General features: G+C 71.6%; 18 protein-coding genes. 8 read left to right on the top strand and 10 right to left on the bottom strand.

Features of this window, described 5'->3' with window-relative positions; all coding sequences use genetic code 11:
* Positions 1–82: 82 nt before the first annotated feature.
* The gene (locus AB0D48_RS30415; protein WP_362404020.1) at positions 83–262 is read left to right on the top strand and encodes a hypothetical protein; all 180 of its coding nucleotides are present in this window, start codon (positions 83–85) and stop codon (positions 260–262) included.
* On the opposite strand, the gene AB0D48_RS30410 is transcribed toward AB0D48_RS30415, so the two are convergent.
* Entirely contained in the window at positions 229–1,275 is a 1,047-nt protein-coding gene (locus AB0D48_RS30410) for an NAD(P)-dependent alcohol dehydrogenase (protein ID WP_362404017.1), read from the bottom strand. The two genes, AB0D48_RS30415 and AB0D48_RS30410, sit on opposite strands and share 34 nt — an antisense overlap.
* A 188-nt stretch (positions 1,276–1,463) precedes the next feature.
* On the opposite strand from AB0D48_RS30410, the gene AB0D48_RS30405 reads away from it, so the two are divergent.
* The gene (locus AB0D48_RS30405; protein ID WP_362404014.1) at positions 1,464–2,456 is read left to right on the top strand and encodes a helix-turn-helix transcriptional regulator; all 993 of its coding nucleotides are present in this window, start codon (positions 1,464–1,466) and stop codon (positions 2,454–2,456) included.
* On the opposite strand, the gene AB0D48_RS30400 is transcribed toward AB0D48_RS30405, so the two are convergent.
* The 3 genes from AB0D48_RS30400 to AB0D48_RS30390 all read right to left on the bottom strand — a co-directional run bounded on the left by AB0D48_RS30400 (position 2,446) and on the right by AB0D48_RS30390 (position 4,643).
* Positions 2,446–2,820: a GNAT family protein gene (locus tag AB0D48_RS30400; protein ID WP_362404011.1), complete on the bottom strand. Its 375-nt coding sequence runs from the start codon at positions 2,818–2,820 to the stop codon at positions 2,446–2,448. The genes AB0D48_RS30405 and AB0D48_RS30400 overlap by 11 nt on opposite strands.
* Positions 2,821–2,939: 119 nt before the next feature.
* On the bottom strand, positions 2,940–4,208 hold the full coding sequence (locus tag AB0D48_RS30395) for an Ig-like domain-containing protein (RefSeq protein WP_362404008.1): 1,269 nt from the start codon (positions 4,206–4,208) through the stop codon (positions 2,940–2,942).
* A 132-nt stretch (positions 4,209–4,340) separates the two neighbouring features.
* A complete protein-coding gene (locus AB0D48_RS30390) occupies positions 4,341–4,643 on the bottom strand; it encodes a hypothetical protein (RefSeq protein WP_362404005.1) in 303 nt (100 codons plus the stop codon).
* Positions 4,644–4,789: 146 nt separating this feature from the next.
* Here AB0D48_RS30390 and AB0D48_RS30385 point away from each other — a divergent pair, with 146 nt between their 5' ends.
* Positions 4,790–5,125 carry an LPXTG cell wall anchor domain-containing protein gene (locus AB0D48_RS30385; RefSeq protein ID WP_362404002.1) on the top strand — a complete coding sequence of 112 codons (336 nt, stop codon included), beginning with the start codon at positions 4,790–4,792 and terminating at the stop codon, positions 5,123–5,125.
* Positions 5,126–5,179: 54 nt separating this feature from the next.
* On the opposite strand, the gene hutH is transcribed toward AB0D48_RS30385, so the two are convergent.
* The 5 genes from hutH to AB0D48_RS30360 all read right to left on the bottom strand — a co-directional run bounded on the left by hutH (position 5,180) and on the right by AB0D48_RS30360 (position 11,122).
* Positions 5,180–6,721, bottom strand: coding sequence for a histidine ammonia-lyase (hutH, locus tag AB0D48_RS30380; RefSeq protein ID WP_362404118.1), 1,542 nt, complete (start codon positions 6,719–6,721; stop codon positions 5,180–5,182).
* 80 nt (positions 6,722–6,801) lie between these two features.
* Positions 6,802–7,917, bottom strand: a complete 1,116-nt coding sequence (locus tag AB0D48_RS30375) for a GGDEF domain-containing protein (RefSeq protein ID WP_362403999.1) — start codon at positions 7,915–7,917, stop codon at positions 6,802–6,804.
* Between the two features lie 150 nt (positions 7,918–8,067).
* Positions 8,068–8,868 (bottom strand): enoyl-CoA hydratase-related protein, encoded by an 801-nt coding sequence (locus AB0D48_RS30370; RefSeq protein ID WP_362403996.1) that lies wholly within the window; start codon positions 8,866–8,868, stop codon positions 8,068–8,070.
* An 83-nt stretch (positions 8,869–8,951) separates the two neighbouring features.
* Positions 8,952–10,106 carry an adenylate/guanylate cyclase domain-containing protein gene (locus AB0D48_RS30365; RefSeq protein WP_362403993.1) on the bottom strand — a complete coding sequence of 385 codons (1,155 nt, stop codon included), beginning with the start codon at positions 10,104–10,106 and terminating at the stop codon, positions 8,952–8,954.
* A gap of 149 nt (positions 10,107–10,255) precedes the next feature.
* Positions 10,256–11,122 (bottom strand): biotin--[acetyl-CoA-carboxylase] ligase, encoded by an 867-nt coding sequence (locus tag AB0D48_RS30360; protein ID WP_362403990.1) that lies wholly within the window; start codon positions 11,120–11,122, stop codon positions 10,256–10,258.
* 131 nt (positions 11,123–11,253) lie between these two features.
* On the opposite strand from AB0D48_RS30360, the gene AB0D48_RS30355 reads away from it, so the two are divergent.
* From AB0D48_RS30355 to AB0D48_RS30340, 4 genes are all read left to right on the top strand, one after another.
* Positions 11,254–12,846, top strand: a complete 1,593-nt coding sequence (locus AB0D48_RS30355; protein WP_362403987.1) for an acyl-CoA carboxylase subunit beta — start codon at positions 11,254–11,256, stop codon at positions 12,844–12,846.
* A 12-nt stretch (positions 12,847–12,858) separates the two neighbouring features.
* A complete protein-coding gene (locus tag AB0D48_RS30350) occupies positions 12,859–13,068 on the top strand; it encodes an acyl-CoA carboxylase epsilon subunit (RefSeq protein ID WP_362403983.1) in 210 nt (69 codons plus the stop codon).
* A gap of 92 nt (positions 13,069–13,160) precedes the next feature.
* Complete coding sequence (locus tag AB0D48_RS30345) at positions 13,161–13,295, top strand: hypothetical protein (RefSeq protein ID WP_362403980.1); 135 nt, start codon at positions 13,161–13,163, stop codon at positions 13,293–13,295.
* 58 nt (positions 13,296–13,353) lie between these two features.
* Positions 13,354–13,968, top strand: coding sequence for a nucleoside triphosphate pyrophosphatase (locus AB0D48_RS30340; protein ID WP_362403977.1), 615 nt, complete (start codon positions 13,354–13,356; stop codon positions 13,966–13,968).
* Here AB0D48_RS30340 and AB0D48_RS30335 read toward each other — a convergent pair.
* Positions 13,949–14,428, bottom strand: a complete 480-nt coding sequence (locus AB0D48_RS30335) for a hypothetical protein (RefSeq protein ID WP_362403974.1) — start codon at positions 14,426–14,428, stop codon at positions 13,949–13,951. The two genes, AB0D48_RS30340 and AB0D48_RS30335, sit on opposite strands and share 20 nt — an antisense overlap.
* 376 nt (positions 14,429–14,804) lie before the next feature.
* On the opposite strand from AB0D48_RS30335, the gene AB0D48_RS30330 reads away from it, so the two are divergent.
* A partial coding sequence (locus AB0D48_RS30330) for a biotin carboxylase N-terminal domain-containing protein (protein ID WP_362403971.1) occupies positions 14,805–15,190 on the top strand: 386 nt, incomplete at its 3' end.

Raw genomic sequence — 15,190 nt, 5'->3', positions numbered from 1 at the left:
CCCCACGCCCGTGAGCCACGACTGTCGCTGGGAGACGACCCGATCACCCGTCCCAGCAGTGGTATCCCCGAAGGGGCTGGCGGTGGCCCGGGAGCGGCTCGCCGTCCTGGAGGCGCGGATCGCCGTACAGACCGAGGCCCGCGACCGGCTCCGTACGGCGCTGGGCCGGCTCGACTCAACCGATCGGCCGGATCGGCCGGATCGGCGCGATCGGCTCGATCGGCCGGATCAGATCGTCGACGCGTCGATCACGAAGCGGTAGCGGACGTCGCTCGACAGCACGCGCTCGTACGCCTCGTTGATCTGCTCGGCGCGGATCAGCTCGATCTCCGAGCCCAGCCCGTGCCGGGCGCAGAAGTCCAGCATCTCCTGGGTCTCGGCGATCCCGCCGATCATCGAGCCGGCGAGCGTCTTGCGGCCGCCGATGACGGAGAAGAGGTTCAGCTCCACCGGCTCCTCCGGGGCGCCGACGTTCACCAGCGCGCCGTCGACCTTCAGCAGCGCGAGGTACCGGTCCAGGCCGAGCGGCGCCGACACGGTGGACAGGATCAGGTCGAAGCTGCCGGCCAGCTCCTCGAAGGTGGCCTCGTCGTTGGTGGCGTAGTAGTGGGAGGCGCCCAGCTTCAGGCCGTCCTCCTTCTTGCGCAGGGACTGGGACAGGACGGTCACTTCCGCGCCCAGCGCCGCCGCGATCTTCACGCCCATGTGGCCGAGGCCGCCGAGGCCGACGATCGCGACCTTCTTGCCGGGGCCCGCCTGCCAGTGCCTGAGCGGCGAGTAGAGGGTGATGCCGGCGCACAGCAGTGGCGCGGCGACGTCGAGGGCGAGGCCGTCGGGGATGCGGACGGTGTAGTTCTCGTCGACGACGAGGTGGGTGGAGTAACCGCCGTACGTGGGTTCGCCGTTCTTGTCGAGCGCGTTGTACGTGCCGGTCATGCCCTTGGCGCAGAACTGCTCCTGGCCGCGCAGGCAGTACTCGCACTCACGGCAGGAGTCGACGAAGCAGCCGACGCCCACCCGGTCCCCGACCGCGAACTTGGTTACTCCCGGGCCGACTTCGGTGACGACTCCGGCGATCTCGTGGCCGGGGACCATCGGGTAGATGCCCTCGCCCCAGCCGTCGCGGACCTGGTGGATGTCGGAGTGGCAGATGCCGGCGAACTTGATGTCGATGAGGACGTCGTGCTCGCCGACGGGGCGGCGCGGGACGGTGGTGCGCTCCAGCGGGGCCTTGGGCGCGGGGGCGGCGTAGGCGGCGACCTGGGTGACGGACATGGGTGCTCCTCGGCGGTGACGCTGGCGATGTGCCGCCGCAGCTCGGTGCGCTGCGGCGACGCGCACCAGCCTGCCCTGCCACCGCAGACCCACCCAGCCCCCTGCCCTGCCTACGACTGCCGGACCTACCCCTGGCGGGGTCAGGCTCAGGCCCGCGCCGCGACCGGTCGCCCGGGGATACTGGCGGTATGGACCAGCTTGACCAGCGCGCCGAGCTCGGCGAATTCCTCCGCTCCCGCCGCGCCCGGCTGCGCCCCGAGGACGTGGGCCTGCCCGACTACGGGCGCCACCGGCGCGTGCCCGGCCTGCGCCGCGAGGAGCTGGCGCAGCTCGCGGGGGTGTCGGTCGCGTACTACACGCGCCTGGAGCAGGGCGCCGGGCACAACGTGTCGGCGGAAGTCCTCGACGCGATCGCGCGGGCGCTGCGCCTGGACGGGTCGGAGCAGGCGCACCTGACGCACCTGGCCCGTCCGAAGGCCCGCAGGCGCCGCCAGAGCCACCGCCCGCAGCAGGTGCGGCCGGAGCTGCGGACGCTGATGGACGCGATGGAAGGGGTGCCGGCGTACCTCGTGGGGCACCGGCAGGACGTCATCGGCTGGAACCGGCTGGCGGCGGCGGTCTTCGGGGACTTCGGGCGGCTGCCGGCGCCGGAGCGGAACCTGGTGCGGCTGGTGTTCCTGGACCCGGCGACGGCGGAGCTGTACGCGGACTGGGAGTGCCGGGCCTGCGAGGTGGTCAGCAACCTGCGGATGTACGCCGGCCAGAACCCCGACGACGAGCAGCTGTCGGCGCTGGTCGGGGAGCTGTCGGTGAAGGACGAGGAGTTCCGGCGGCTGTGGGCGGCGCACACGGTGGCGGACAAGACGCACGGGCTGAAGCGGCTGCGCCACCCGCTGGTGGGTGAGATGCACCTGTCCTTCGAGACGCTGAGGCTCCCGGACGATCCGGCGCAGTCCCTGGTCACCTTCCACGCGGCGCCGGGCTCGCCGTCCGCGGACGCGCTGCGCCTGCTGTCGTCGTGGTCGGCCCCCTCGACCCCGCCGGCCTCCTCGACCCCGCCGGCCTCCTCGGCCCAGTCGAGCGCCTCGGCCCAGTCGACGCCGTCCGTCCCGTCCGCACCGTCCGCCCCGTCAGCCCCCTCGAAGGAAGCCGACGGCCGGGATCCGGCGGCTACAGCGTGAGCTGGAAGTACGCCGTGCCGCGTTCCCGGCGGTAGCCCAGGGCCTCGTTCACGGCGCGCATCGGGGTGTTCTCGTCCGCCACCGTCGTGGCGATCTGCCGCAGAGCGGGATGACGCCGCGCGGCGAGCGCCATCATCCGCCGCTTCACCGCGCGGCCGAGGCCGTGGCCCCGGTGGGCGGGGACGACCACCGTGTCGTACTGGAGGGCGCGCGGGCCGGCCGGGTCCGGCAGGACGAGCTCCGTGTAGCGCGCTGTCGTGCGTGACCATGACGAAGGTCGGGCCGTGCTCCTTCCAGAGCCCGCACGGCCTTCGCGACGCCGTCCTGCCCGTCGAACCTGAACCGGGCCGAAAGCAGGCAGCACCCGTGATCGCCGGACACGCCGCCGGTGAGAGTCACGTGCGAAGACGGACGGCGGGGAACCCGTGTGGGATCCCCGCCGTCCGCAGGATGTCTCGCGCCGTCAGGAGGACACTGCCGCCGTCAGGAGGCCGCGCCGGCCTTCCACTCCGACCAGCTCATGTTCCAGCCGTTGAGGCCGTTGTCCGGCTTGATGGTCTTGTCCGGGGAGTTCACCACGGTGACCACGTCACCGATGAGCGAGTTGTCGAAGAACCAGGCGGCCGGCTGGTTCGGGTCGCCCGCGCCCTTGGCGTCGTTCAGGCCGACACAGCCGTGGCTGGTGTTGACGCTGCCGAAGATCGAGTCCGATCCCCAGTAGTTGCCGTGGATGAAGGTGCCGGAGCTCGACAGACGCATGGCGTGCGGGACGTCCTTGATGTCGTACTCGCCCTTGCCCTCGTCGTTCTTGAAGCCGACGGTGGAACCGTCCATCCGGGTCTCCTTGAACTTCTCGGAGATCACCATCTGGCCGTTGTACGTCGGGTTCTCCGGGGAGCCCGCCGAGATCGGGATGGTCTTGAGGACCGCGCCGTCCCGCGTGACCGTCATCTTCTTCGTCTTCGTGTCGACCGTGGAGACCTGGCTGCGGCCGATCTTGAAGGTGACGGTCTTGTTCTGGACGCCCTGGACGCCGGGAGCGCCCTGCACGCCCTCCAGTGCCAGCTTCAGCGTGACCGTGGAGTTCGCCTGCCAGTACTGCTCCGGCCGGAAGTCCAGCCGCTGCGCGCCGAACCAGTGGCCGACGACTTCCTGGCCGCTGGTGGACGTGACGGAGATGGCCGCCTGGACGGCCTTCTGGTCCTTGATCGGCTTGTTGAAGGTGATCGAGACCGGCATGCCCACGCCGACGGTCTGGCCCTCGTCCGGGATGAACGAGCCGACGAAGCTGTTCTCCGGGGAGACGGTGGTGAAGGAGGCGTTCTCGTGCGCCTCGCGGCCGTCGGCGTCCTTGGCGGTCGCCGACAGGGCGTACTTCGTGGAGCGCTTCAGCGCGGCGTCCGGCTTCCAGCTCTTGCCGTCCGCGGCGATCTTGCCCGCCACGGCCGTGCCCTCGCTGGTCTTCAGCTCCACCTGCGTGAGGGTGCCGTCGCTGACGGCGACGTTCGTCGCGTCGTTGAGGCCGACATTGGTGGCGCCGTCCTTCGGCGTGATGGTTATTCGGGCCTTGGAGGCGTCCTTGGCCGCCGCCGCGTCGACATCGGCCTGGGACTTGCTGCTCTCGCCGCTGCCCTTCGGTTCGCCGCCGCCGTCGTTGCACGCCGAGAGCATCAGTACACCGCCGAGCACGGCGGATACGGCCACCAGGGACCTTCTCCGCCGCTTGCTGTCCGTCCTCACACGCCACTCCATCGTTGCCGGAACCCCCGAGGCTGCCGTCCCGGGGTTGGCCGGGCAGGGGGAAACACCCCCTGCCTCGCCATGACAACGCGTTGACGACGCGTATCGGTTCCACATCCCGTTGGGATGTGGGCCACCACACGGTCAGGCGTTGTCGGTTTCTTCGTCGAAGTCCCCATCTTCCTCGTCCAGGTCCCACTCCATGGACTCGGGGTCGTATTCGACGGGCTCGCTGCTCCAGGAGGCCTGCGCCAGCTCCACGCCGGGGATCTCCGCGACCAGGTCCGTGGGGTCGACCAGGTAGGCCAGGGCCTCCGACTCGTCCTCGCGGACGGCGGACTCGGCATGGCCGCGCTCCTCGTCCGGCATGAACTCGTCGGCCTTGATGTGCGCGAGCGCGGCTCCGGTCAGCGCCTGCGGGTCCGGCACCTCAAGTACCAAATCCACCTGAAGGCGTACATATCGTGATGTCTCAGAAGAGTTCATACGACGGAGAGTAAGCCCGCGGAAGCCCTGACTTTCCCACGACCCGCCCCTTTCCGTAGCATCACCGCACACGGCCAATTCGCTGCTGCCACAAGGGGGATCGCACCGTGTCCGCACGTCGACCGCTGCTCACCGCTCTCGGAGCGACCACCCTCCTCGCCGCCCTCTGGTTCGTGCCATCGGCCAACGCCACCGCACCGGAGCAGGCACCCGGCCGCTCCGGCGTGCCCGCGTCCGCGAACAGTGCCCGGACCACGACCCTGACGACGACCACCCTGACGGCCACGCCGGCGGAAGCGCCGTCGGACGCGCGTCCCGAGGTCGTCACCCTCGCCGACACCGGCTCCATCGACACCACCCCCTACCTGCTGGGGGGCACGCTCTTCCTGGGTGTCGGGGCCGGCTTCGTGGCCTTCTCCGTACGCCGCTCCCGCACCGCGTAGGACGGCGAAGGGCCGCCCCACCGGGGCGGCCCTCCACTGCGCTCGCGGGCGACGTCAGGCGAGCGGCCCCGTCACGCCTTCCACCGCGGCGACGAGACCACCCGTACGGATGAATTCGTCGGCGGCAGCCAGGTCAGGAGCGAGGAAACGATCCGGCCCGGGACCCTCCACGCCCGCCGCCCGGGCGGCCGCGATCGCGGCGCGGCTGGCCGGGGCAGGGGTGAGCCCGTGCCGCAGCTCGATGGCACGGGTCGCCGCGTACAGCTCGATGGCGATGATCCGGGTCAGGTTGTCGACGGCGGTACGGAGCTTGCGCGCGGCCGACCACCCCATGGAGACGTGGTCCTCCTGCATGGCGGAGGAGGGGATCGAGTCGGCGGAGGCCGGCACCGCGAGCCGCTTCATCTCGCTGACCAGGGCGGCCTGCGTGTACTGGGCGATCATCAGCCCGGAGTCCACGCCGGCGTCGTCCGCGAGGAACGGCGGCAGGCCGTGCGAGCGGTTCTTGTCGAGCAGCCGGTCGGTGCGCCGCTCGGCGATGGAGCCGAGGTCGGCGGCGACGATGGCCAGGAAGTCCAGCACGTACGCGACCGGGGCTCCGTGGAAGTTGCCGTTGGACTCCACGCGCCCGTCGGGCAGGACGACCGGGTTGTCCACGGCGGCGGCGAGCTCGCGGGAGGCCACCAGGGCGGCGTGCGCCATGGTGTCGCGGCCCGCGCCGGCGACCTGCGGGGCGCAGCGCACGGAGTAGGCGTCCTGCACGCGGGGGGCGGTCTCCTCCTGGTAGTGGCGGACGAGCCCGGAGCCCTCCAGGACGGCGGCCATGTTCGCGGCGGAGGCACCCTGCCCCGGGTGCGGGCGAATGGCGTGCAGTTCGGGCGCGAGGACCTTCTCCGTACCGAGCAGCGCCTCCAGCGTCAGCGCGGCGGTGATGTCGGCGGAGGTGTAGAGCTTGCCGAGGTCGGCGAGGGCCATGACCAGCATGCCGAGCATGCCGTCGGTGCCGTTGAGGAGGGCGAGGCCCTCCTTCTCGCGGAGCTCGACGGGCGCGATGCCGGCTTCGGCGAGCAGTTCTCCGGCGGGGCGGACGGTGCCGTCCGGACCCTCGGCGTCACCCTCGCCCATGAGCGCGAGCGCGCAGTGGGACAGCGGCGCGAGGTCGCCGGAGCAGCCGAGGGAGCCGTACTCGTGGACGACGGGGGTGATCCCGGCGTTGAGCACGTCGGCCATCGTCTGGGCGACGGAGGGCCGTACGCCGGTGTGTCCGGAGGCGACGGTCTTGAGCCGGAGGAACATCAGCGCGCGGACGACCTCGCGCTCGACGCGCGGGCCCATGCCGGCGGCGTGCGAGCGGACGATGTTGCGCTGGAGCTGGGCGCGCAGCTCGGGGCTGATGTGCCGGGAGGCGAGGGCGCCGAACCCGGTGGACACCCCGTAGACGGGCTCGGGCTTGGCGGCGAGCGCGTCGACGATCTCCCGGGCGCGGGCGAGCGCGTCGAGGGCCTCGCCGGACAGCTCGACCCGCGCGTTGCCGCGTGCGACGGCGATGACGTCCTCGGCGGTGGTCCCGGACGTCCCCACCACGACAGTGTGCATATCCATATTCAGCACCCTACGGATTGAATCGCTACCTGTCACTAGCCAGCATTGTCACGAGTCAGATCAGCGAGGGACCCTTACCCTCGGCCGCGGAAGCGGCGCCGCTCACCGGGAGCCTCCTGGGCGGCCGCGTCGGCGAGGCGGACCACCGCGGTGTCCCGGCCCGCCACGACCGGCTTCGCCGAGCGGGCGGCCTTCGCCTTGTACTGGGCGGCGTCGGCGAGGCGGAACAGCCGGCGGGAGGACTTCACCAGCCCGATCGGATCCCCGGTGGAGGCCACCCCGCAGGCCACGCCTTCGCCCAGTTCCAGCTTGGCGGCCCGGGCGCACAGCTCCTCCGTCACCCGCACCACCTCATCAGCCGTCGGACCCACCCCGACCAGGCAGAACTCGTCGCCGCCGAGGCGCGCCACCAGCGCGCCCGGCAGCATGGCCCCGCACAGGCTCAGCACCGACCCGAACCGCTCCAGGAGGCGGTCGCCCATGGCGTGGCCCAGGGTGTCGTTGACCTTCTTCAGCCCGTTCAGGTCGCACACCACCAGGCTGACCACGGCCCCGGTCCGCCGGTGCTCCTCCAGGGCCTCGTCGAGCCGCATGTCCACCGCCCGCCGGTTGGCGAGACCGGTCAGCGGATCGGTGAAGGCGAGGCGCCGGGCCTCGGCCAGCCGCTCGTTCTGCGCGAGCCCGGCGGCGACCACGGCGGCGAGCACGGTCGCGAACTCGGCGTCGTCCTCGTCGAAGTCGGGCAGCCCCTGGTCCCTGGCCACGTACAGCTCGCCCCACGCCCGTCCGCTGAGCACGATGGGCGCGACCACACAGGTCGCGCGCCCGCGCCGGCGCAGGGCCTCGCCGCGGCGGCCCGGCCGGTCGCCGACGGCGCTCTCCACCCAGGCGTGCGGGCCGCCGCCGCCCGCCCAGCGTTCGTGCAGGAACTCGGTGATCTCGGGGAAGTCGTGGACGGGATAGGACTCGTCCTCGGGGAACTCCTCCTCCCCGGTCCGACGCTCCCCCTCGTTCACGAGCACCCGCAGGCGCCCCCGCTCGCGCTCCCACGCGGAGATCGCGGCGAAGGAGCCGTCCAGGGCCGTTCGCGCCCCCCGCGCAGCCGCCCGCACACTGTCCCGCGGCGCGCACGCCGCGGCCATTGCCTGCGCGAGGCCCACCACGGCTCGCAGCCGCCCGTCAACTCCCATCACCCCAGGTTAGGGAGTTTTGCCCGATCTAGTGACAGTTGGCGCGACTTTCGGTGGCAGCAAGATCACCACAGGTGACGACGGCCCGCGACAGCAGTGCCCCGCCTGGCTACTGCCCGGGCGCCCCACGGCACCGCCGCCCCCGCCGGACTACTGCCCGGGCCAGTTCGGCTTGCGCTTCTCGTTGAAAGCCGCCACACCCTCGGCCCGGTCGCCCGAGAAGGCCACCGTCCGCCACGCCGCGTCCTCGATCTCCAGCCCGGCCGACAGGTCCATCCCGTGCCCCAGCCGCAGCGCACGCTTGGCGGCACGCAGCCCGACGGGTGAGTTCGCCGCCATCCGGCGGGCCAGGTCGAGGGCCTCGGCCGTGTCCGTGCCGACCGGGACCACCGAATCCACCAGACCCAGGGACAGCGCCTCGGCCGCCTCCACCCGGCGCGCCGTGAAGATCAGCTCCGCCGCCCGGGCCGCGCCGACCCGGCGCGGCAGCAGCTGCGTGCCCCCGCCGCCCGGGATCACGCCCACCGACACCTCCGGCAGGCCGACCACCGCGGTCTCGTCGGCGACGATCACATCGCAGGCCAGGGCCAGCTCGAAGCCGCCGCCCAGCGCGAAGCCGTGCACCGCGGCGATCGTCGGCATCGGCAGCTCCAGCACGCCGCCGTACGCGCCTCGCGTGGTCGGCCGCTGCCGCACCAGCTCGGCGTCCGACAGCGAGTTCCGCTCCTTGAGGTCGGCCCCCACGCAGAACGCCCGCTCCGCGGTGGAGGAGAGCACGACCACCCGTACGGAAGCGTCCGCGGCCAGGCCGGCGCACGCGGCCCCGATGGCGCGGGCCATCTGCGTGGACACCGCGTTCATCGCCTTGGGGCGGTCCAGGACCAGCTCCGCGACCCCGTCCTCGTGGCGGCGTACCGTCACGAACTCCGACTCGACTGGCTGTGACTGCACTGGCACAGGACCCTCCCGGTTAACGAACGTTATCCGGGGATCTTAGGGGGTCCCGGGTAGGGCAGGCCAGGCTCCGGCCTGCCCTACCCGGGACCCCCTCGCTTCCTGCGCGTCAGGGACCAGGGCTCCACGACACCCAGCCCGCGCACCGGCCGCTGCCACATGGGCTGGAGCGCGAAGCGGTACCCGCCGCCGCCCTCCTCCGACTCGGCCTCCTTCTCCGACACCGGCGCGGCCCCGGTCCGGCCCAGCTCCTCGGCCATCGCCCCGTCCACCAGCACCGCGTCCTTCGGGGCTATCGACGTCAGGCGGCTCGCCAGGTTCACCGTCGTCCCGAAGACATCGCCCATCCGGGTCGTCACCGTGCCGAAGGCGATCCCCACCCGCAGCTCGGGCATCTGCGGATCGGCCTCCATCGTCTCGATGAGCCGCAGCGCGATCTCCGCCGCCGTCGCCGCGTCGTCGGCGCAGTACAGCACCTCGTCGCCGAGCGTCTTGATCAGCCGGCCGCCGTGCGCGGCCACCAGGTCCGCCGACGTCGTCTCGAAGGACTCGACCAGCTCGCCGAGCTCCTCCTCCTCCAGCCGCCGCGTCAGCCGGGTGAAGCCGACCAGGTCGGCGAAGCCCACCGCGAGCCGCCGGTCGACCATCTCCTCGTCGTCCGCCACCTGCACGACACGCCCGGTGGCGGCGGCCAGCTGGCGCCGCCACACGTAGACGAGGAACTCCTCCAGCTCGGGCAGCAGCAGCTCGACGAGCGGGTACGTGACCTCCGTACGGGTCATCCCCGGCTCCGGTGGCTCCGTCAGCCCTTCCAGGAACGAGTCGATCTGCCACTCCGCGAGGCGCGCCGTGGTCTGTCCGGTGGAGCGCGCCACCTGCACGGCCATCGGCTCGGACAGCAGCCCGGCCTCCACCAGGCCCGCGAGCCGGCGCAGCGCCAGTACGTCCGCCTCCGTGAGGGCCTTGGCCTGGCCGATGTCCGCGAAGCCCATGGCCCGCCAGAAGCGGGAGGCGAGCTCCATCGAGACACCGGCGCTGCGGGCGGCCTGGAAGGGCGTGTACCGGCGCTCGGCGCCCAGGATCAGCTGTTCGAGCCTGATCGCGAGGGGGTCCGCCGTCGGCTGGGCCGTGTGGTCCACCTCGTGGTGCGGGTGGTGCTGGTCGCGCCCGATAGGGGTACCGGGACCCGAGGGTCCGGAGGCGGACGCGCTGGACGTAGGGTCGTCGACGGTCAAGGGCCGCCTCCTGTCCATTCCGTGCGCACTGCCCTGCCGAACCGGGTGATCACCACGAGTACCGGGATCGCCTAAACCATACGGCAGGTGTGCCGTAGCTCACTCCCCCTCCCCGTCTTCGGCCCGCTCCGCCCGGGTCCCGCCGGCCGTCAGTGCACCGACCGCAGGTGGACGACGTCCCCGGCGCCCACCGCCTCGTGCCGGTCTTCGGCCGTACGGATCACCAGGCGCCCTTCGGTGTCGACCGCTTCGGCCGTTCCGGTGAGCGTGCGCCCGCCCGGGAGCTCCGCGCGGACGTGACGGCCGAGGGTTGCGCAGCCCGCCGCGTAGGTCTCCTGGAGGCCGCTGGCCGCGGGGTCGCCGCCGGCCGCGCGCCAGTTCCCGTACCACTGCTCCAGGGAGCGCAGGACGGCCCGCAGCAGCGGGTCCCGGTCGGTCACGGAGGCCTTGGCCAGGGCGAGGGACCCGGCGGCCGGCACCGGCAGCTCGTCCTCGGTCAGGGAGACGTTGAGCCCGATCCCGATCACCACGCCGTCGGCCACCCGCTCGGCGAGGATCCCGCCGGTCTTGCGCTCCTCCCCGTCCACGGTGACCAGCAGGTCGTTGGGCCACTTGAGGGCGGTGTCCACACCCGCCGCCCGCGAGAGCCCGGTCGCGGTGGCCACCCCGGCCAGCAGGGTCAGCCACCCCCACCGCTCCTGCGGCACGGCGTCACCGGGCTTGAGCAGGACGGAGAAGAACAGCCCGGACCGGGCGGGCGCGACCCAGCTGCGGTCGAGCCGCCCGCGCCCGGCGGTCTGCTCCTCGGCGACGAGCACGGCCCCCTCGGGCAGCTGCGCCGCCCGGGCCGCGAGATCGGAATTCGTCGACCCGGTGGCGGCGACGACCTCCAGGGAGGTCCACAGTCCGCCCTCGGTGACCACGGCCCGCTGAAGGGCGGCGGCATTCAGGGGCGGCCGGTCAAGGTTCGACCAACGACCGGCGGAAGCACCTGCTGAGGCATCTGATGGCGTCATGCAAGCCACATTAGGTGTGTCAAACGCCGCACTGCCGAGCGCCATGCCCGCCGATACGCTACGCACCAGTAGCCAGCAGTAGTCAATCAATTGACCAGGCCGTTGACACCACGCAGGGAGCCGCGACCCCGATGTCACAACCGTCAGAGCCGATCGACATGCACACCACCGCGGGCAAGATCGCGGATCTGCAGCGCCGCATCGACGAAGCCACCCACGCCGGATCCTCGCGTGCCGTGGAGAAGCAGCACGCCAAGGGCAAGCTGACGGCGCGTGAGCGGGTGGCCCTGCTGCTGGACGAAGGTTCCTTCGTCGAGCTGGACGAGTTCGCCCGCCACCGCTCCACCAACTTCGGGCTGGAGAAGACCCGCCCCTACGGCGACGGCGTCGTCACCGGCTACGGCACGGTGGACGGCCGCCCGGTGGCCGTGTTCTCCCAGGACTTCACCGTCTTCGGCGGGGCCCTCGGCGAGGTCTACGGCCAGAAGATCATGAAGGTCATGGACTTCGCGCTGAAGACCGGATGCCCGCTGGTGGGCATCAACGACTCCGGCGGCGCCCGCATCCAGGAGGGCGTCAGCGCCCTGGGCATGTACGGAGAGATCTTCCGCCGCAACGTCCACGCGTCGGGCGTGATCCCGCAGATCAGCCTGATCGTCGGGCCCTGCGCGGGCGGCGCCGTCTACTCCCCCGCCATCACCGACTTCACGGTCATGGTCGACCAGACCTCGCACATGTTCATCACCGGCCCGGACGTCATCAAGACGGTCACCGGCGAGGACGTGGGCTTCGAGGAGCTGGGCGGGGCGCGCACGCACAACAGCACGTCCGGCGTCGCGCACCACATGGCGGGCGACGAGAAGGACGCCATCGAGTACGTGAAGTCGCTGCTCGCCTACCTGCCGTCGAACAACCTCTCCGAGCCGCCCGCCTTCCCGGAGGAGGCGGACACCGAGGTCTCCGACGCCGACCGCGAGCTCGACGTACTGATCCCGGACAGCGCGAACCAGCCGTACGACATGCACACCGTGATCGAGCACGTGCTCGACGACGCGGAGTTCCTGGAGACGCAGTCGCTGTTCGCGCCCAACATCCTCACCGGCTTCGGCAGGGTCGAGGGCCACCCGGTGGGCGTCGTCGCCAACCAGCCGATGCAGTTCGCCGGCTGCCTGGACATCGACGCCTCCGAGAAGGCGGCGCGGTTCGTCCGGACGTGCGACGCCTTCAACATCCCGGTGCTGACGTTCGTGGACGTACCGGGCTTCCTGCCGGGTACCGACCAGGAGTACAACGGAATCATCCGGCGCGGCGCGAAGCTGATCTACGCGTACGCCGAGGCCACGGTCCCGCTGATCACCGTCATCACCCGCAAGGCCTTCGGCGGCGCGTACGACGTCATGGGCTCCAAGCACCTCGGCGCGGACCTGAACCTGGCCTGGCCGACGGCGCAGATCGCCGTCATGGGCGCCCAGGGCGCGGTGAACATCCTGCACCGGCGCACGATCGCGGAAGCCTCTCCGGAGGAGGTGGAAGAGACCCGGGCGCGGCTGATCACCGAGTACGAGGACGCGCTCCTCAACCCGTACACGGCCGCCGAGCGCGGTTACATCGACGCGGTGACCATGCCGTCGGAGACGCGGGCGCACGTCGTGAAGGGGCTGCGCCAGCTCCGCACCAAGCGGGAGTCCCTGCCGCCCAAGAAGCACGGCAACATCCCCCTCTAGGAGGTCAGTCCTGTGGTGATCAAGGTCGTCAAGGGAAACCCGACACCGGAGGAGCTGGCCGCCGCTCTGGCGGTGGTCCAAGCGCGCGCGGCGGTGCTGGCCTCGGCACCGTCGGGCGCGCCGCGGGTGGCCGACGAGTGGTCGGCGCCGGCCCGGGTGGCACGGCACCGGCTGCCGCAGCCGGGGCCGCGGGCGTGGGGCCGTACGTACTGGCCCGGCTAGGCCCTGTCCTCGCGAAGATGGTGTGAACGGGGGGTGGCGCCTGAGTACGGGTACTCAGGCGCCACTCCTGTCTTCGGGGACAGGATCGGAGCATGCTCTGGTCCGATCCGAAGAACGAGCCGCCGAAGGACATGCGCGACGCGCAGGCGATGGTCCGGCGGCTCACCGTGGTGCTGGCCCTCGCCATGCTCGTGGTCGTCTACGTGCTCGGCGTGGACCACTTCTAGACCGCTGCCGCCGGCTTCCGCGAAACCACCTCCAGGGGTACCCCTCAGCGCCCCTACGATGGCCACCATGACTGTCGAACCGCGCCCGCTCGTCCTCGCTTCCGCTTCCCCCGCCCGGCTGAACCTGCTGCGGCAGGCCGGGCTCGCCCCGCACGTGATCGTCAGCGGCTTCGACGAGGACGCGCTGGACCACGACGAGCCCGCCGAGCTGGCGCTGGCGCTGGCCGAGGCGAAGGCGGCGGTCGTGGCGGGCCTGGACGAGGCCGCGGGCGCCCTGGTGATCGGCTGCGACTCCGTACTGGAGCTGGACGGGGAGGCGCTGGGCAAGCCGGCGGACGCCGAGGAGGCCACCGCGCGCTGGAAGGCGATGCGCGGGCGGGCCGGAATCCTGCGGACGGGCCACTGCGTGATCGACACGACGACCGGCCGTCAGGTCTCGGCGACGGCCTCCACGACGGTCCGGTTCGGCGAGCCGACGGACGCCGAGGTCGCCGCGTACGTGGCGAGCGGCGAGCCGCTGCACGTGGCGGGGGCGTTCACCTTGGACGGGCTGTCGGCGCCGTTCATCGAGGGCATCGACGGAGACCCCGGCAATGTGATCGGGCTGTCGCTGCCGCTGCTGCGCTCCCTGCTGGGCGAACTGGGTGTATCGATCACGGACTTGTGGGCTTGAACTCCCCGAGCGGTGGCGGCGGGTTGTCCTGCACGCCGCCCCCGGCTCCGTCGTCGGCCACGGGCTCGCGCGGGGCGGCGTAGAGCATCAGGGTCAGGACGAGGAGGCACAGGATCAGCGTCGTCACCGCGAAGGCGCCCCAGCCGACCAGGGCGACGGCCAGGACGCCGAGCACCCCGTGGGTGACGGCGGCGGTGACGAGCACCACACGGGCGAAGGCGCCGGGGGCCCGGTCGCGGACGGCCGCCACGGCGGCGAAGACGGCGCACAGCAGGAGGAAGGCGCCCATGCCCACCCCGAGGCCGTAGGTTGCCTTGGACATGACATCCGGATCGCTGCCCGCGATCGACATCGCCTGATTCGCGGTGGTCTTGCCCAGCACGATGTGGACGAGCACGAGCACGGCCGCTTCCGCGACAAGTACGATCGCGGCCAGTCCGGCCACGAGTCTGCGCAGCACGACGTCCCCACCCCCCACACGTCACAAGCCTGTTCGACGCCTGGAGGCTACTAACGGGTAAACGTGCGGACAAGGGGTCCGTGCCGCTTCGTTACGGGAGGACCCCTGGTGCGGCGATCAAGCGACGAAAACGTGGGCCGTTCGTAGGGACTCGACAAAGAATCACCCGGGGCCGCTGACCCGCAAGACAGAGACCTTGGCTACATGACGGGGTTACTGTGCAGTCGGGGATCCCCCTGACTTGGGGCGCCATAAGGGTTCCCCGGTAGAGCGGGCCTCGAATCACACTCTGTGTGGGCAAGGTCACCACCGGGGAAGGGTCGAAAGCCCGTGTGGACTGTCCCTAAACTCAGCTTGTTTCAAGGAGGGAGCCATCGTGCGCAAGGTGCTCATCGCCAACCGTGGCGAAATCGCTGTCCGCGTTGCCCGGGCCTGCCGGGACGCCGGGATCGCGAGCGTAGCCGTCTACGCCGATCCGGACCGGGACGCTCTGCACGTCCGCGCGGCCGACGAAGCGTTCGCGTTGGGCGGTGACACCCCGGCCGCGAGCTACCTGGACATCTCCAAGGTCCTCCAGGCCGCCGCCGACTCCGGTGCGGACGCCATCCATCCCGGCTACGGATTCCTGTCCGAGAACGCCGAATTCGCCCAGGCCGTCATCGACGCCGGCCTGACCTGGATCGGCCCGCCACCCCAGGCCATCCGCGACCTCGGCGACAAGGTCGCCGCCCGCCACATCGCCCAGCGCGCCGGCGCACCCCT

Source organism: Streptomyces sp. NPDC048269 (genome assembly GCF_040652395.1).
GTDB lineage: Bacteria > Actinomycetota > Actinomycetes > Streptomycetales > Streptomycetaceae > Streptomyces.
Note: the sequence above shows the minus strand (reverse complement) of the source record. Positions and strands in the feature narration are given on the sequence as shown.